The following is a 15,982-nucleotide window of genomic DNA, read 5'->3' on the forward strand; positions in this document are numbered from 1 at the left end:
TCGCGGGTCGTTCCCGGCGCGCGCCAGGGCCGCACACTCGAGCGTGCGGCCCTCCTCCGGACGGGGTTTCAGGGTGAAACCCCTGAGAGTCCGAGAGTTGGTTCAGACCAGGGGGCGGCCGAGGCGGCGGCGGAGGCGCATGTCGGCGAGGTAGAAGTTGTAGGGGAACAGGCGGATCGGGGTGGGCATGCGGGTCCAGATCGCGGAGATCAGGCGCAGGAAGCCGGCGAAGATGCGCTCGTCGCGGGCGGACCAGGTCATGGCCATCTCCTCGCGCAGGTGCGGGGGGAGCAGGGCGGTGACGATGAAGCGGTGCAGTCCGCCCAGGGTGATCTGCAGGGGCCAGGGCAGCATCTTCAGATCAGTGAGGTCGTTGAAGTACTTGCGGGTGGGACCGTCGATCGACTTGGTCGCGAGGTTCTCCTCCCAGTACGCGTAGAACTCGTCGCGGGTGGCGGGCCACATCTCGGGGCGCATCTGCAGGGTGGTGCCCAGCCGCGCGCAGTACTGGTAGAAGGCTTCCGCCAGTTCGGGATTCATGGGGCCGCGCATGCGGTGGTAGAGGTCGTCGACGCCCCAGTAGAGGCAGGCCGCCACCCACAGCTGCAGCTTGGGGTCGAAGGCGTTGTACTTGACCGCGCTGCCGGGCTTGGAGTGGACGCTGCGGTGCGAGCGGTTCACCGCCTCGCGGTAGTCGCGGCGGTCATCCTCGTTCCCGAGCAGCGCGACCGACAGATAGGTGAGGGTGGTGCGCAGCCGCTTGATCGGGTGCAGCGTCACCTTGCCACTGTCGACGTCGCTCTCCATGACGCCGTACGCGACGGGTTTCAGTGACAGCTGCATGACGACATTGGCCGCGCCGCCGAGGAAGGCCGCGACGCCGTCGATGTGCTCACGCACGGATTCCGGGGTCATCGGCTCGTAGGCCGGCGGGAACTCGTCGAACTTGCGCAGGGGGGCGGTCATCGTCGACTCGGCTCCTCGTCGTCACTCCTCGCCCATGAGGAGAGTGTGAGAAATTTCGTTCCTCACCTTCTCACCGCGAGGTGGTCATGTCAATGTGCGAAGATTAGTGCCTCACCGTTTCTTTGCGACCGGAAAGGGTCCGGACCATGGCCAAACTGGCCAAACTGCTGCCGCTCGTCCGCGGATCCGGCCCCGAGGATCACAACCAGGCCAAGGTCCTCGATGCCGCACTCATGGCGTTCCTGGACTTCGGCATCAAACGCACCAGCATGGTGGAGGTCGCCCGCCGTGGCGGGCTGTCGCTGGCCACCCTCTACCGTCGCTTCGCGGGCAAGAACGACCTCATCCAGGCCGTCGGCCTGCGTCAGGCCCGCCAGCTCGTCGAGGACATCGACGCCGCGGTGCAGGTTCCGGTCGAACGCGACGCCAGCGCCGAGGAACAGATCACCGTCCTGTTCATCGCGTTCATCGAGGGTCTGCGCGGCAATCAGCTGCTGGGCCGCCTGCTCAAGACCGAGCCCGAGGTGGTGCTGCCCTATCTGACCGTGCAGGGGGCGCCGGTCATCGAACTCGGCCGCGATTACCTTGCCGAGTTCATCGCCCGCCTGCAGGCGGAAGGCAAACTGCCGCAATACGATCCGCTGCCGCTGGCCGAGATGATCGCCCGCGCGGCGCTGTCGCTGGCGCTGACGCCGCAGACGGTCATTCCGCTCGACGATCCTGTCGCGCTGCGGCAGTTCGCTCGCGACCACATCATTCCCGGATTCCGGATCCTCTGACCCGCACCGGGTTTCACACCAGCCGCAGGCCCAGCCTGCGCCGCAGACGCATATCCGTGAGATAGACGTTCAGCGGGAAGGCTCGCAATGACCGCGGCACGACCGATTCGGCCGCACCTGCCAGCCGCAGCATCCGGGCCAGCGCGCGGTCCTGCCGCGGCGTCCAGGTCATGCCCATCTCGTCGCGGAGATGCTGTGGCAGCAGGCCGGTCACGAAGAAGCGGTGTACGCCGCCGAAGGCCCGCTGGAACGGGCGGGGCAGCATCTTCAGGTCGATGAGATCCTCGAAGTAGGCCCGGATCTTGGGGTCGATGCGGGTCTTCGCGAGGTTCTCGTCCCAATAGAGGTCGAAGGCGGCGCGATCGGCGGGCCACATGTCCGGGCGCACCTGCAGCGTGGTGCCGAGCCTTGCGGCGTGGAGGTAGAAGGCGTCGGCGTCGTAGTCGGCCATGGGTCCGTGCATGCGCTCGTAGAGATCACGCGCACCCCAGTACAGGCAGGCCGCGACCCAGAGCTGCAGCCGGGGATCGAAGGCGTTGTACTTCACGGTGCTGCTCGTGCGGGACCGGACGTACTTGTGTACGGAATCGACGGCCTCCCGATAGGCCGCACGGTCTTCCTCGGTGCCCAGCAGGGCCACGGCCAGGTAGGTGAGGGTGGTGCGCAGCCGTTTGAGGGGATGGACCATGACGTTCCCGGATTCCACCGGGCTCTCCACCACGCCGTAGCCGACCGGCGGGTGGGAGAGCTGCATGATCACGTTCGCCGCCGCGCCGAAGAAGCCTGCCGCACCGTCCAGGTAGCGGCGGACGTCGATCTCCGGTGCGGGGGCTGCGGATTCGAACCGGTCGGGCAGCGGCCTGGTCATCGTCGACCACATCCTCGGGTGAGAAAGTTATATAGAAACTTTCTTACCCACTCGGGTCGCCTGTCAACCGGCTCGGCGGGTTCGCAAGCGATTCGTTGCCGAGCGGCTCCGGTAGCGTGGGCCTGTGTCGCCGCTGTTGCTGAGCTCGTTGAACCCGGCCGCCATCGCCGCCGGAGCCGATATCCCGGATGCCGTCACCATCGACGGGGAGACCTTGTCGCGCAGTGATCTGCTCGGCGCGGCCACCTCCGTCGCCGAACGCGTGGCCCAGGCGCGCCGGGTGGCCGTGCTGGCCGAACCGACCGTCACCACCGTGCTCGCCGTGGTGGGCTGCCTGATCGCCGGGGTGACCGTGGTGCCGGTGCCGCCGGACTCGGGTAGCGCGGAACTGGCGCACATCCTGCGGGATTCGGGTGCGCAGGCCTGGCTGGGCAAGGCTCCCGAGGGCTCCGACCTGCCGGTGATCCCGGTGCGCAAGCACGCGCGGTCCTGGCATCGATACGCCGAACCCGCCGGGAAGGCAACGGCTTTCATCCTCTACACCTCCGGTACCACCGGCGCGCCGAAGGGCGTGATGCTCAGTCGCGACGCCATCGCGGCGGGCCTGGACGCGCTCATCGAGGCGTGGGGCTGGACCTCGAAAGATGTTCTGGTGCACGGCCTTCCGCTGTTCCACGTGCACGGCCTGATCCTCGGCGTGCTGGGCCCGCTGCGGGCCGGCAGTCCGCTCGTCCACACCGGCAAGCCCACCCCGAAGGCGTACGCCGACGCGCACGGCACCATGTACTTCGGCGTGCCCACCGTGTGGTCGCGAATCACCGAAGATCCCGATGCCGCACGGGAATTGGCGAAGGCGCGGATCCTGATCTCCGGCAGCGCGCCGCTGCCCGTGCCGGTGTTCGAGCGGCTCGCCGAGCTCACCGGGCACGCCCCGATCGAGCGCTACGGCATGAGCGAAACCATGATCACCCTCTCCACCCGGCCCGACGGGGAACGCCGCCCGGGCTGGGTCGGCACCCCGGTGGCGGGCGTCGAGACCCGGCTGCGCGACGAGGAGGGCGACCCGGTGCCGCACGACGGGGAGAGCGTCGGCGGACTCCAGGTGCGCGGCCCCATGCTCTTCGACGGCTATCTGAACAAGCCGGAGGTCACCGCCGAGAACTTCACCGCCGACGGCTGGTTCCGGACCGGCGACGTGGCGGTCATCGACGCCGAGGGCTTCCACCGCATCGTGGGCCGGGAATCGGTGGACCTGATCAAGTCCGGCGGCTACCGCATCGGCGCGGGCGAGATCGAGACCGCGCTGCTGGGGCATCCGGCGGTGGCCGAGACCGCGGTCGTCGGCGTCCCCGACGACGATCTGGGGCAGCGCATCGTCGCCTATGTCGTGCTCCGCCCCGGGGCGGGCGCGGCGATCGCCGACGAGCTCATCGCCCATGTGGCGGGCGAACTTTCGGCGCACAAGCGGCCACGCGAGGTGCGCGTGGTGGACGGCCTGCCGCGCAATGCCATGGGCAAGGTCCAGAAGAAACTGCTGTCTTGACCTCGAGTGCACTCGAGGTCCTACCGTAATCGGTATGACCGCATCTCTGTCGCCCGCCCAGATCGAGTACCTGAACAGCCAGCGACTGGGGCGGCTGGCCACCATCCGTCCCGACGGCTCACCGCAGAACAATCCGGTGGGCTTCCGCTACAACCCGGCCCTGGGCACCATCGACATCGGTGGACGCGATCTGGGCGCGAGCCAGAAGTTCCGCAATCTGCTGAAGGAGGAGCGGGTCGCCTTCGTGGTCGACGACGTCCCCTCCGTCGATCCCTGGACGGTGCGGTGCCTCGAAATCCGCGGCACCGCGCAGGCGTTGCGGGACGTGGAGCCGTGGTACCCGGGCCTGTCCCCGGAGCTGATCCGCATCACCCCCGAACGGGTCATCGCCTTCGGCCTCTGACACCGGAGTTCCGGTGCCGGAGGTTTCGGGGTCTCGTCGGGTCCATGAGCGAACCTCTAGCTTACGTGAAGCGAAATAGTCACGTTCCCAAGGAGATTCGCTCGATGCACACCTCTCTGCGCACCACCGTGGCGGCCGCCGCCGTCTTCGCCGGCCTGCTCGCTCCCGCCGCCGCGGCCACCGCCGATGCGCTGCCCCTCACCCCCATGCAGCAGCCGGCCGAGCAGATCGCCGGCACCACCGGCACCGGCTCGGTGAACACCGGGCCCACCGGCACCGGATCCTTCGACCCGTCGTCCACCGGCTCGTCGAACCTCATCAAGGCGTTCCAGACCGGGTCGGGCCAGTGCAACTCCGGCGGCATCCCGTTCCCCGTCATGGACGGCTCCGCGGCGCCCTGGTGCGGCCTCTACCACTGAGCGCGAAATGACGAAAACCCCTGCGGCGCAAGCCGGCAGGGGTTTTCGCGGCACTGGAGTCAGTCGTTGGCGTGCAGCGCCGCGTTCAGCTCGATGCCGGTGCCCTTGCGGGGCCGGACCTCGACCGCGCCGGTCAGCGAGTTGCGGATGAACAGCAGGTTCGACTTGCCCGACAGCTCACCGGCCTTCACGACCGCGCCGTCCGGCAGCGCGACCTTGGTGCCGGCGGTGACGTACAGGCCCGCCTCCACCACGCAGTCGTCGCCGAGCGAGATGCCCAGGCCCGAGTTCGCACCCAGCAGGCAGCGCTCACCGAGCGAGATGACCTGCTTGCCGCCGCCGGACAGGGTGCCCATGATGGACGCGCCGCCGCCGACGTCGGAGCCGTCGCCGACCACCACACCGGCCGAGATCCGGCCCTCCACCATGGAATTGCCGAGCGTGCCGGCATTGAAGTTGACGAAGCCCTCGTGCATGACCGTGGTGCCCGAGGCCAGGTGCGCGCCCAGCCGCACCCGGTCGGCGTCGGCGATGCGCACCCCCGACGGCAGTACGTAGTCGACCAGGCGCGGGAACTTGTCCACGCCGTACACGGTGACCTGGCCGCGGGCGTGCAGCTTCAGCCGGGTCAGCTCGAATTCCTCGTTGGAGCAGGGGCCGTGGTTGGTCCACACCACATTGGCCAGCAGGCCGAAGATGCCGTCCAGATTCGCGCCGTGTGGGCGGATCAGCCGGTGCGAGATCAGGTGCAGACGCAGGTAGGCGTCGTGCGTGTCGATCGGCGCGGCGGCCAGATCGGCGATGACGGTGCGCACCGCGACGACCTCCACGCGGCGTGCCTCGTCCGTGCCGACCGACGCGGCGAACTTCGCGAATTCGGGATCCGAGGCGTCGAGCCGGACGGTGCCGACCTCGTCGGCGGAGAAGGTCCCGAGGCTGGGATACGGGTACCAGGTGTCCAGGACTGTGCCGTTGACGGTGATGGTGGCTAGGCCGACTGCAGATGCTCCCTGTGTACTCACGTCCCCCTACGTTACCGGGCTGTGAATTCATAACGCATGCGGTGCCGATTTGTGCCAACGCAGCGGCCGTGCGAAGAGCGGAGGTTATTCCTCCTTTATGGTGGATCAAGTGACCATCGATCTGAGTGCCGACCCCATTTCACTCACCGCCGCGCTCGTGGACATTCCGAGCGTGTCGAAGAACGAGAAGGTCATCGCCGACATCGTCGAAACGGCGCTGCACGAACAGACCACCGGATTCGAAATCCTGCGGCACGGCAATACCGTGCTGGCGCGCACCAATCGGGGGCTGCCCACTCGCGTCATTCTCGCCGGACATCTGGACACCGTGCCCATCGCCGACAATGTCCCCGGCCACTTCGAGACCACCGCGGACGGCGAACGGCAGCTGTGGGGTTGCGGCAGCGTCGACATGAAGTCCGGTGACGCGGTCTTCCTGCACCTGGCGGCCACCGTGGCCGATCCGGTCCACGACCTGACACTGATCTTCTACGACTGCGAGGAGATCGCGGCCGAGTTCAACGGCCTGGGCCGTATCGAACGCGAACTGCCCGAGTGGCTCGCGGGCGATCTGGCCATTCTCGGCGAGCCCTCCGGCGGCTGGATCGAGGCGGGCTGCCAGGGCACCCTGCGGGTGCGGCTGACCACCTCCGGCGTGCGTGCGCACACCGCGCGAGCCTGGCTGGGGGACAACGCCATTCACCGTCTCGCCCCGATCCTGGAGCGGCTGGCCCGCTACCGGGCGCGCGCGGTCGAGATCGACGGCTGCACCTACCGCGAGGGCCTGTCCGCGGTCCGCATCGAGGGCGGCGTGGCCGGCAATGTGGTGCCGGACGTGGCCACCGTGGACGTGAACTTCCGCTTCGCCCCCGACCGCACCCTGGACCAGGCCACCGAGCACGTGCGTGAGGTATTCGCCGGTCTGGAACTGGATTTCGAGCGCACCGACGGCGCGCCCGGCGCCCTGCCCGGCCTGTCCAATCCTGCCGCCAAGGACCTCATCGAGATCGCGCACGTGCACGGCAGCGGCGGCGTCCGCGCCAAGTACGGCTGGACAGATGTCTCGCGGTTCGCCGCCCGCGGCATCCCCGCGGTCAATTTCGGCCCGGGCGACCCGAATCTGGCCCACAAGCGCGACGAGCATCTGCCCGTCGACCAGATCACCCAGGTGACGTCGATGCTGCGCAGTTACCTCACCGGCGCCAAAGACTGAGCAGTTGTTCAACACCCCGCTGATCGAGCGACCGGCGGGGGTCACCCGCTCCCTGTACGGTTGGCTGCATGTCTGCTGACGCCGAGTACGAGGGTGTGCGTTCGCCTAAGACGCCACGATTCCGCGGGCCGATCATGCTGCGGCGGGATCGCAAGAAGGGGATAGGCACCACCGATCAGCATCTGCTGGACGAGCGCGGGCCGGCCGACTGGGTGCACACCGACCCCTGGCGTGTATTGCGCATCCAGGCCGAATTCGTCGAGGGCTTCGGCGCTTTGGCGGAGGCGCCGGCCGCGGTGGCGGTCTTCGGCTCCGCCCGCACCCCCGCCGAGTCGGCCGAGTACCAGGCCGGCATGGCCATCGGAAGTGCCTTGGCCCGAGCCGGTTTCGCGGTCATCACCGGCGGCGGACCGGGCGCCATGGAGGCGGCCAACCGGGGCGCGTCGGAGGCGGGCGGATACTCCATCGGTCTCGGTATCGAGCTGCCCTTCGAGCAGCACCTCAACGAGTGGGTCGACCTCGGCATCAATTTCCGGTACTTCTTCGCGCGCAAGACCATGTTCGTGAAGTACGCCCAGGCATTCGTCTGCCTGCCCGGCGGTTTCGGCACCCTCGACGAACTGTTCGAGGCGCTGACCCTGGTGCAGACCCGCAAGATCACCCGCTTCCCGATCATCCTGTTCGGCACCAAATACTGGGCGGGACTGATGGATTGGATGCGCGACTCGCTGCTCGGCACGGCCAAGGTCGCCCCCGGCGACCTGGGGCTGCTGCACATCACGGACAGCGTGGACGAGGTGGTGCGGATCGTGGTGGAGGCCGCGCACGCGCGCCGCGAGCTGGACGAGGCGGGCGTGGAGGATCAGTGGTGAGCACCGCCTACGCGGTCTGCGTGTACTGCTCGGCCAGCGTGGACGATCCGGTGGCGCTCGATCTGGCCACCCGGGTGGGCGACGAGATCGGCCGTCGCGGTTGGCAATTGGTGTCCGGCGGCGGCAATGTGTCCATGATGGGCGCGGTCGCGCAGGCGGCCCGGGCCGCCGGGGCCAGGACCGTCGGGGTGATCCCCAAGAAGCTGGTGCACCGCGAGGTCGCCGACACCGACGCCGACGAGCTGATCGTCACCGACACCATGCGCGAGCGTAAACAGGTCATGGACGACCGCGCCGACGCCTTCCTGACGCTGCCCGGCGGCATCGGCACGCTCGAGGAACTCTTCGAGACCTGGACCGGGGCCTACCTGGGCGTGCATGCCAAGCCGGTGGTGGTGCTCGATCCGCAGGACCACTACGCGGGCCTGTTCAAGTGGGTCGAGGGGCTGCGGCTGCGCGGGTACACGGGCCGCGAAGCGATCGATCGGGTGCTGGTGACCAAGGACTTCGACTCCGCGTTCGAGGCGCTGCGCCCCGGCCGTTGAGAAACCAGCTGGTTTCACTCGACAAGATCGGGCGAATCGGTAAGGGTGGGCATCGGGGGACGTGAGCGCGAGGAGCACAGCGAAGTGAATACCGATGTCCGTTCGACGGTGAGCCTGCTCGACCTGGTCCGCGGTCTGCCCGGCATGGCGATGCAGGCCCCCGGCATGCTCCGCAATGTCGTGCACATGCTGGTGAAATCCGGCGACAAGGCGTCCATCGGGCTGTTCTTCCAGCGCGGCGCGGCCAGGCACCCGGACCGGCCCTTCCTGAAATTCGAAGGGCGCGTGTACACCTGGGGCGAGGCCAACTCCGAGGTCAACCGGTACGCGAAGGTGCTCGCCGCGCACGGGGTCGAGCGCGGCGACGTGGTCGGCATCCTGATGGTCAATCGCGCCGAGGCGCTGTTCACCGTGCTCGCCACCGTGAAACTCGGCGCCACCGCGGGCCTGCTCAACCACAATCAGCGGGACGTGGTGCTGCAGCACAGCTTCGGGCTGCTGAACTCGGTGCTCGACGTGATCGGTGAGGAGTGCGCCGATGCCCTCGACACCCTCACCGAGGCCCGGCCCGCCCTGCTCTGGTCCGAGCAGCTGGCCGCCGAGGCCCGCACCGCCGACGCCTCGAATCCCGCTGTGACCGAACAGATCACCGCCAAGGAACGCGCCTACCTGATCTTCACCTCCGGCACCACCGGGCTGCCCAAGGCCAGCGTCATGACCCACCTGCGCTGGACCAAGTCCATGGCCGGCATCGGCGGGCTCGGCGTCCGGCTCGACGGCCGGGACACGCTGTACTGCTGTCTGCCGCTGTACCACAACAACGCGCTCACGGTGGCGCTGTCCTCGGTGATCGCGGGCGGTGCGACCTTCGCGCTGGGCCGGAAGTTCTCGGCCACCCGCTTCTGGGACGAGGCCATCGCCAGTCAGGCCACCGCCTTCATCTACATCGGTGAGCTGTGCCGCTACCTGCTCAATCAGCCGGCCAAGCCCGCCGACCGCGCGCACACCGTCCGGCTCTGCGTCGGCAACGGCCTGCGGTCCGAGCTCTGGGACGAGTTCCAGCAGCGCTTCGGCATCGAGCGGATCGTCGAGTTCTACGGGGCCAGTGAGGGAAACGTCGCCTTCATCAACGCCTTCTCGGTTGCCCGGACCGCCGGCTTCACCCCGCTGCCCTTCGCCATCGTCGAATACGACGACGCCACCGGCAGGGCGTTGCGCCACCCGGACGGCCGCCTGCGCCGGGTGCCGCCGGGCGGGGTCGGGCTGCTGCTCGCCAAGGTCACCACGAGCTCGCCCTTCGACGGCTACACCGACGCCTCCGCCACCGAATCCAAGCTCGTGCGAGACGGTTTCGAGCCGGGCGACTGCTGGTTCGACACCGGGGACCTGGTGCGCGACCAGCGCTGGGGCCACATCGCGTTCGTGGACCGCCTCGGCGACACCTTCCGCTGGAAGGGCGAGAACGTCGCCACCACCGAGGTCGAGGGCGCCTTCGACGGCATCGACTCCGTCACGCAGGCGGTCGTTTTCGGCGTCGACATCCCGGGCACCGACGGCAAGGCGGGCATGGCCGCGGTGACGCTGCACGAGGGTGGGCACTTCGACGGCAAGGTCGCCGCCAAGGTGCTCTACGACCATCTGCCGACCTACGCCGTGCCGCTGTTCATCCGCGTGGTGCCGGAGCTGGAGCAGACCTCCACCTTCAAGAACCGGAAGGTGGAACTGCGCAAGCAGGGCTACACCCCCGACGACGAGAGCACCCTCTACGTCCTCGCGGGCCGCACCGAGGGCTACGTTCCCGCGTACTCCGAATACGCCGCCGACGTCGCCGCGGGGCGCGCGCCCGGCAACTGAACAGCAGCCGGTCGGAGCCCGGTTCCGGTCGGCTGCCCAGCAGCGGTGCCACAGCCCTCGGTACAGTCGAGGGCATGTGTGCGCCGTTGCCGACATTGTGCGGGAAGCCGGTGGCGACGGATCGGGCGCTTGTCATGGCGATCGTGAACCGGACGCCGGACTCCTTCTATGACCGAGGCGCGACGTTCAGCGACGAGGCCGCTATGCGGGCCGTCGACCGGGCCGTCGCCGAGGGCGCGGATCTGGTCGATATCGGCGGGGTCAAGGCCGGTCCGGGCGCCGAGGTGGACAACGTCGAGGAGGCCCGCCGGGTGGTGCCGTTCGTGGCGGCCATCCGCGAGCGCTACCCGGATCTGCTCATCAGTGTGGACACCTGGCGTGCCGACGTGGCCCGGGCCGCGGTCGCCGAGGGCGCGGATCTGATCAACGACACCTGGGCGGGGGCGGACCCGGATCTGGTCGGCGTCGCCGCCGAACTGGGCGTAGGAATTGTGTGCTCACACACCGGGGGTGCGATTCCGCGGACCCGTCCGCACCGGGTCCGGTACACGGATGTGGTGACCCAGGTCACCGAGACGGTGGTGGCCGCGGCCGAAAATGCTGCGGCGGCAGGGGTGGCCAAGGACTCGATTTTGATCGATCCGACCCATGATTTCGGCAAAAACACCTATCACGGGCTCGAATTGTTGCGTGCGATAGACGTTCTTGTGAAAACCGGATGGCCCGTCTTGATGGCGCTGAGCAATAAGGATTTCATCGGAGAGACTCTTGGTGTCGTCGAGCTGTCCGAACGATTGGAGGGCACATTGGCAGCGACTGCTTGGTCGGCCGCCGCGGGTGCTCGCGTCTTTCGAGTGCACGAGGTGGCTCATACCCGCCGGGTGGTGGACATGATCGCCGCCATCCAGGGTCACCGCCCACCCGCCCGTACCCTGCGAGGTCTCGCATGAAAACAGACTGGGTGAACACCAACACCTTCGACAGCCCCGACTGGACGGTGGCGGAACTCACCGCCGCCAAGGGCGACCGCACCGTCTCGGTGGTGCTGCCCGCCCTCAACGAGGAAGCCACCGTCGCCGCCGTGGTGGCCAGCATCCGGCCCCTGCTCGGCACGCTGGTGGACGAACTCGTCGTCCTCGACTCCGGGTCCACCGACGCCACCGCCGCCCGTGCACAGGCGGCCGGAGCCACCGTGGTGACCCGCGAACAAGCCGTCCCCGAACTCGACCCCGTACCCGGCAAGGGCGAATGCCTGTGGCGCTCGCTGGCGGTCACCAGCGGCGACATCATCGCCTTCGTGGACTCCGACCTCATCGACCCCGACCCCAACTTCGTCCCCAGGCTGCTGGGCCCGCTGCTCACCGTCGACGGCATGCACCTGGTCAAGGCGTACTACCGCCGCCCGCTGCGCACCGGCGAATCGGTGGACCACCACGGCGGCGGCCGCGTCACCGAACTGGTGGCCCGCCCGCTGCTGGCCGCGCTGCGGCCCGAACTGTCGAATGTGCTGCAGCCCTTGGGCGGTGAGTACGCCGGTACCCGCGAACTGCTCACCTCGGTACCGTTCGCGCCGGGCTACGGCGTCGAAATCGGGCTGCTGCTCGACACTTACGACATGCTGGGCCTGTCCAGCATCGGCCAGGTCAATCTCGGCGTCCGCCAGCATCGCAATCGCCCGCTGGCCGACCTGGGCGTCATGAGCCGCCAGATCCTGGGCACCGTCCTGGGCCGCAGCGGAATTCAGGACTCCGGCGCGGCCCTGACCCAGTTCCCCATGGTCGCAGGCGAATTCATCGCCCACGCCACCGAAGTCTCGCTGGCCGACCGACCCCCGATGAACACCCTCCGCCCGGAGGAGGCTGCCGCCTGACCGCGAGGGGCCGGGCGGCGGCGCACTGCCCTCGCCCGCGCCACCTCGCTGGATTCCGTTGCGCGCCATCATGTCGGCCATGGATCCGGCTAGCGGTCGTGGCGGTAGATCGGCGTCAGCAGGTCGGCCTCGATCGGTTCGCCGGTGGAGCGGTCGTACCGGACACCGACCACCGCCGAGAACGGATGGGTGCTCGCGCGCTCGTGCAGGGTCGCGAGTCTGGTTGCCAGCAACCGGATCGCGCCCAGCGAGGCGGGCGGGTGCAGGCCGTCGATGACCAGCACGCTGCCCTTGCCGTCCGGGCGGGGGAGGCGGGCCAGGTAGGCGATGTCGTAGGGCTCGGTGCCGCCCGGGCGGTAGACGCGGCGGGCGGCCCGGTCCTCGATGCCCCGGCGTACCCGCCCGGCGCGCGCCACCGTGCGGCGCAGGCGCGGGTCCGCGGCCACGAGATACCGCAGACTGGGCGACAATTCGGGCCCGCCGAGCACGATCAGGCCGTCCCGGTCGAGGTCGAGTGGACGGCCCGGCAGGAAGCGCTGGACATTGGCGGTGAAGCCGAGTTCCCGCAGTAGCTCGACCAGCCGGTGCGGCGCCGCGGCATCGGGCGCACCCACGAGGGCGATGGCGCGCGTCGTGCTGCGAACGTCCGGGGTGAGGATGGTGAGCGGCCCGTGCCCGAAGAACAAACCTTCCGGTACTGGCCCTTGAGTACTCACCTGGTGAATGCGGGCGCGGGAAAGTCCCGCGGCCGCACCTATTCTCGCGAACGTCCAGCCCTCGGCATGCAGTTCGCGGATGACGGCGCGGCGGATGCGAGTCAGCTCATTGATCTGCTGCTGCGCGGCTGCCACGCCTTCGGTGGCGGCTTTCAGGCGTTCGACCTTGTCCTCGATCGCGAATACCCGGGCCACCTCGTCGGCCGACATGTGCGCAGTCTAGATAGCTGGACAGCATCATGCGTCAAGTACGCTCGACATATTTGATCTCAAGTGGCGTCCGGATCCACCGGCGGACGTTCGTTGCGCTCCAGCGGTTTTTGTTCCTTCGGCATCGAAACCGGGCCGGATCCGCTGTTGGTGTAACCGTTTCCGCTGTTCGGGGAGCTCACCGGCTTGTCGAAACTGGTCAGGTCATTGAAGCTGTTCAGGATCGAATCGTCCCCGTCGAGCAGGTGTTTGGTGACCATGGATCGCGGATTCATACTGCGCAGTTCGTTCAACTGCTCCAACGGTTTCCGGATCTCGTCGAATTCCGGGCCGAGCTCACTGCGCAATTGCTGAGTCGCGCCGGTAGCGTAATCGCGCGCCTGTTTGAGAGCGTGCGCGGTCCAGCGAACGGCGCCGGGCAGACGCTCCGGACCCAGAATCACAAGTGCGGCGACGAGCAGAATGAGCATCTCGCCCCAGCCGATATTGCTGAACACAGTGTCTATTTTGCCTTCCGCTTCGCTCCAGGCGGTTCGCGGCCCTGTTACCCCGGTCTTCCCTCCTCCGCTCCTCCGCTTCGCTCCCCCGCTCCGTCAGTCCAGACCGGGGCGGGCCGCGAACTCTGGGTCGTTCTATTTTTCAGTTGGTGTCCATCAGTCCGATTTTCAGGTGGTGTCCATCAGTCCGATTCCAGGGTGACCGGGACATCGACCTCGCGGCCGTCGCGAATCAGGCGCACCGTCACGGTCTGCCCGATCTCGTGCGACTGCACCGCAACCGTCAGTTCCTCCGGACCCGACACATCGCGATCGCCGACCTTCACGATCACGTCGCCCTCCACGATGCCCGCCTTGGCCGCCGGGCTACCGGCCTGCACATCGGCCACCGCCGCGCCGCTCATCACGTCATTGGCGACGATCTTGGTCTTGGCGCTGACTCCCAGCCGCGGGTGGTGCACCGAGCCGTCGCGGATCAATGCCTGTGAGATCCGCTTGACCTGATCCACCGGAATCGCGAAGCCCAGGCCCACCGAACCGCCGCTCTCGGACTTGATGGCCGAGTTGATGCCGATCAGCCGGCCCTGCATATCCACCAGCGCGCCACCGGAGTTGCCGTGGTTGATGGCGGCGTCGGTCTGCACGGCGTCGAGGGTGGCATCGGTGTCGGTGCCCTCGCCGCCCACCTTCACCGGCCGGTGCAGCGCCGACACGATGCCGGAGGTGACCGTCTTCTCCAGGCCCAGCGGCGAACCCAGGGCCAGCACGTCGTCGCCGACCTGCACGTCATTGGAATTGCCGAGCTGGATCACCGACAGGTTCTTCACGTCGACCTTGAGCACCGCCAGGTCCGACTTGGTGTCGCGGCCCACGATCTGGGTCGGCACCCGCGAGCCGTCGGAGAACACCACGTCCAGCTTGGCCTTGCCCGACTTGTCATTGGCGGCCAGCGAGATCACGTGGTTGTTGGTGACGATGTAGCCGGCCCCGTCGATCACCACGCCCGACCCTGTGGATCCGGTGTCGCCCAGCCACGCCCGGACGGTGACCACCGCGGGCATGACGGCATTGACCACCTTGGTGATCTGGTTGTGCGATTCGCTGGGTGCGGGAGCGGACTGCAGCGCCACCTTGCGTGAGGTCAGCGCGGAGGCCGACGAGCCGGTGAACGCCCCGACGAACCCGCCGAGCAAACCGATGACCGCCGCGATGACCGCGAGCAGTGCCAGCGCCTGCCAGGACACCCGGCCACCGAACAGCACCTCCCGCGCACCCAGCTTGGGTCCGGGCGTCAGCGCCTGCGGCCGGGCCTGCGCCACGGCCGGAGTGCCCAGGCGCGCGGCCGAATTCGGGTCCCGCCACGGATCGGCGGGCGCGGCCGGGGCGGTCGTCTCGGTCTTTGCCTCCGGGTCCCGCTGCAGCAGGTCGGTCGATCCCTCCGGACGGCCGAACGCCTCCGCCAGCACCGCGTCCGGCGGGCGATTCTGAATCTCGGTATCCCCGTGCGGCGCGACCCCGGCGGCACCCTTCGGTCGCGCGGCGAACGAGCCGTGCTGACCGTTCGGGCGGCGGAAGGCACGCGCGGTATGGGTGTCCACATGTGGCCGCAGGACCGGCCGCGGCCCCAGCACCGGTGCGTCCGACGGCCTCAGGTTCCCCCGATTGGCCGCCGAATCGGAAACCGCATCCCGCTCGGGCCCCGGGCCCGTGTTCTTCGATTCGGTGGTCACGCTATGGACTCTACTTGCGCCACCACGAGGTCCACCGCCTGCTGTCGAACGAATCTTGGCGCAGGCCGAAGGAACTCATGCCGCGCGCAAGCGGACCCCGATCGCGGTCGGCGGGGTCGGGAGTCTGGTGATTGCCGCACTCCTGCAGCAACGCCCGCGGAATCCGGCTGAGCGTGTCGTGCAGGCTCAGCGGCGCGGAGATCTGATCCGAGGACTGCCGCAGCGCGATCCGGGCCTGCTGCTGGGCATCCACCTCGGCCGCGCACTCGCGGCACACGGAAATGTGGTGGGCGGCACGCAGGTACGCGTTCATCCGCAGCTCGCCGTCCACATAGGCGGCGATGGCCTCACTGGCCAGGTGCTCGGTGGGGGCGAAACGCGGGGGACGACGGTGCGGTCGGTCCTCGCCACTCATACGCTGCACACCCTTCCGGACGACTCGAGCTGTTCGGGCGACACCTGCCCGCGGGCGTGG

17 protein-coding genes are annotated in these 15,982 nt (G+C 68.5%); 10 read left to right on the plus strand and 7 right to left on the minus strand.

Annotated elements, in window-relative coordinates; genetic code table 11:
- Window positions 1–102: 102 nt before the first annotated feature.
- A complete protein-coding gene (locus ACFXIV_RS20200; protein WP_379393948.1) occupies window positions 103–966 on the minus strand; it encodes an oxygenase MpaB family protein in 864 nt (287 codons plus the stop codon).
- Between the two features lie 146 nt (window positions 967–1,112).
- Here ACFXIV_RS20200 and ACFXIV_RS20205 point away from each other — a divergent pair, with 146 nt between their 5' ends.
- Window positions 1,113–1,745, plus strand: coding sequence for a TetR/AcrR family transcriptional regulator (locus ACFXIV_RS20205; protein ID WP_354833597.1), 633 nt, complete (start codon window positions 1,113–1,115; stop codon window positions 1,743–1,745).
- A gap of 13 nt (window positions 1,746–1,758) precedes the next feature.
- Here the strand turns inward: ACFXIV_RS20205 and ACFXIV_RS20210 are convergent, their stop codons facing one another.
- The gene (locus tag ACFXIV_RS20210; RefSeq protein WP_379393950.1) at window positions 1,759–2,613 is read right to left on the minus strand and encodes an oxygenase MpaB family protein; all 855 of its coding nucleotides are present in this window, start codon (window positions 2,611–2,613) and stop codon (window positions 1,759–1,761) included.
- 133 nt (window positions 2,614–2,746) lie between these two features.
- On the opposite strand from ACFXIV_RS20210, the gene ACFXIV_RS20215 reads away from it, so the two are divergent.
- The 3 genes from ACFXIV_RS20215 to ACFXIV_RS20225 all read left to right on the plus strand — a co-directional run bounded on the left by ACFXIV_RS20215 (window position 2,747) and on the right by ACFXIV_RS20225 (window position 4,978).
- Window positions 2,747–4,156, plus strand: a complete 1,410-nt coding sequence (locus ACFXIV_RS20215; RefSeq protein WP_379394347.1) for an acyl-CoA synthetase — start codon at window positions 2,747–2,749, stop codon at window positions 4,154–4,156.
- A 34-nt stretch (window positions 4,157–4,190) separates the two neighbouring features.
- Window positions 4,191–4,559 (plus strand): PPOX class F420-dependent oxidoreductase, encoded by a 369-nt coding sequence (locus ACFXIV_RS20220; protein ID WP_379393952.1) that lies wholly within the window; start codon window positions 4,191–4,193, stop codon window positions 4,557–4,559.
- A 104-nt stretch (window positions 4,560–4,663) separates the two neighbouring features.
- Window positions 4,664–4,978: a hypothetical protein gene (locus tag ACFXIV_RS20225; protein ID WP_379393954.1), complete on the plus strand. Its 315-nt coding sequence runs from the start codon at window positions 4,664–4,666 to the stop codon at window positions 4,976–4,978.
- A gap of 59 nt (window positions 4,979–5,037) precedes the next feature.
- Here ACFXIV_RS20225 and dapD read toward each other — a convergent pair whose 3' ends face one another.
- Complete coding sequence (gene dapD / locus ACFXIV_RS20230) at window positions 5,038–6,000, minus strand: 2,3,4,5-tetrahydropyridine-2,6-dicarboxylate N-succinyltransferase (protein WP_379393956.1); 963 nt, start codon at window positions 5,998–6,000, stop codon at window positions 5,038–5,040.
- A 109-nt stretch (window positions 6,001–6,109) separates the two neighbouring features.
- Here dapD and dapE point away from each other — a divergent pair, with 109 nt between their 5' ends.
- From dapE to ACFXIV_RS20260, 6 genes are all read left to right on the plus strand, one after another.
- Entirely contained in the window at window positions 6,110–7,213 is a 1,104-nt protein-coding gene (dapE, locus tag ACFXIV_RS20235) for a succinyl-diaminopimelate desuccinylase (RefSeq protein ID WP_379393958.1), read from the plus strand.
- A gap of 68 nt (window positions 7,214–7,281) precedes the next feature.
- Window positions 7,282–8,085: a TIGR00730 family Rossman fold protein gene (locus tag ACFXIV_RS20240; protein ID WP_379393960.1), complete on the plus strand. Its 804-nt coding sequence runs from the start codon at window positions 7,282–7,284 to the stop codon at window positions 8,083–8,085.
- Window positions 8,079–8,630 carry a TIGR00730 family Rossman fold protein gene (locus ACFXIV_RS20245; RefSeq protein WP_379393962.1) on the plus strand — a complete coding sequence of 184 codons (552 nt, stop codon included), beginning with the start codon at window positions 8,079–8,081 and terminating at the stop codon, window positions 8,628–8,630. The genes ACFXIV_RS20240 and ACFXIV_RS20245 overlap by 7 nt, the downstream gene beginning before the upstream one ends.
- An 84-nt stretch (window positions 8,631–8,714) precedes the next feature.
- Window positions 8,715–10,484 carry a long-chain-acyl-CoA synthetase gene (locus tag ACFXIV_RS20250; RefSeq protein ID WP_379393964.1) on the plus strand — a complete coding sequence of 590 codons (1,770 nt, stop codon included), beginning with the start codon at window positions 8,715–8,717 and terminating at the stop codon, window positions 10,482–10,484.
- 74 nt (window positions 10,485–10,558) lie between these two features.
- Window positions 10,559–11,434, plus strand: coding sequence for a dihydropteroate synthase (folP, locus tag ACFXIV_RS20255; protein WP_379393966.1), 876 nt, complete (start codon window positions 10,559–10,561; stop codon window positions 11,432–11,434).
- Entirely contained in the window at window positions 11,431–12,354 is a 924-nt protein-coding gene (locus ACFXIV_RS20260) for a glucosyl-3-phosphoglycerate synthase (protein ID WP_379393968.1), read from the plus strand. The genes folP and ACFXIV_RS20260 overlap by 4 nt, the downstream gene beginning before the upstream one ends.
- Window positions 12,355–12,443: 89 nt before the next feature.
- On the opposite strand, the gene ACFXIV_RS20265 is transcribed toward ACFXIV_RS20260, so the two are convergent.
- The 4 genes from ACFXIV_RS20265 to ACFXIV_RS20280 form a co-directional block, all read right to left on the minus strand.
- Entirely contained in the window at window positions 12,444–13,280 is an 837-nt protein-coding gene (locus tag ACFXIV_RS20265) for a hypothetical protein (protein WP_354833617.1), read from the minus strand.
- 59 nt (window positions 13,281–13,339) lie between these two features.
- Window positions 13,340–13,777 carry a Sec-independent protein translocase protein TatB gene (gene tatB / locus ACFXIV_RS20270; RefSeq protein WP_379393970.1) on the minus strand — a complete coding sequence of 146 codons (438 nt, stop codon included), beginning with the start codon at window positions 13,775–13,777 and terminating at the stop codon, window positions 13,340–13,342.
- Window positions 13,778–13,959: 182 nt separating this feature from the next.
- Window positions 13,960–15,507, minus strand: a complete 1,548-nt coding sequence (locus ACFXIV_RS20275) for a S1C family serine protease (RefSeq protein ID WP_379393972.1) — start codon at window positions 15,505–15,507, stop codon at window positions 13,960–13,962.
- Between the two features lie 10 nt (window positions 15,508–15,517).
- Window positions 15,518–15,922 (minus strand): hypothetical protein, encoded by a 405-nt coding sequence (locus ACFXIV_RS20280; protein ID WP_354833623.1) that lies wholly within the window; start codon window positions 15,920–15,922, stop codon window positions 15,518–15,520.
- Window positions 15,923–15,982: the final 60 nt, after the last annotated feature.

Origin of the sequence: Nocardia sp. NPDC059236, from assembly GCF_042754085.1 — a bacterium.
Classification (GTDB): domain Bacteria; phylum Actinomycetota; class Actinomycetes; order Mycobacteriales; family Mycobacteriaceae; genus Nocardia.

Coding starts and splice junctions, on each gene's coding strand:
- ACFXIV_RS20240 (WP_379393960.1), top strand. CDS start 7,282: ATGTCTGCTGACGCCGAGTACGAGGGTGTGCGTTCGCCTAAGACGCCA.
- ACFXIV_RS20260 (WP_379393968.1), top strand. CDS start 11,431: ATGAAAACAGACTGGGTGAACACCAACACCTTCGACAGCCCCGACTGG.
- ACFXIV_RS20280 (WP_354833623.1), bottom strand. CDS start 15,922: ATGAGTGGCGAGGACCGACCGCACCGTCGTCCCCCGCGTTTCGCCCCC.
- folP (WP_379393966.1), top strand. CDS start 10,559: ATGTGTGCGCCGTTGCCGACATTGTGCGGGAAGCCGGTGGCGACGGAT.
- ACFXIV_RS20205 (WP_354833597.1), top strand. CDS start 1,113: ATGGCCAAACTGGCCAAACTGCTGCCGCTCGTCCGCGGATCCGGCCCC.
- ACFXIV_RS20225 (WP_379393954.1), top strand. CDS start 4,664: ATGCACACCTCTCTGCGCACCACCGTGGCGGCCGCCGCCGTCTTCGCC.
- ACFXIV_RS20265 (WP_354833617.1), bottom strand. CDS start 13,280: ATGTCGGCCGACGAGGTGGCCCGGGTATTCGCGATCGAGGACAAGGTC.
- ACFXIV_RS20200 (WP_379393948.1), bottom strand. CDS start 966: ATGACCGCCCCCCTGCGCAAGTTCGACGAGTTCCCGCCGGCCTACGAG.
- ACFXIV_RS20220 (WP_379393952.1), top strand. CDS start 4,191: ATGACCGCATCTCTGTCGCCCGCCCAGATCGAGTACCTGAACAGCCAG.
- ACFXIV_RS20210 (WP_379393950.1), bottom strand. CDS start 2,613: ATGACCAGGCCGCTGCCCGACCGGTTCGAATCCGCAGCCCCCGCACCG.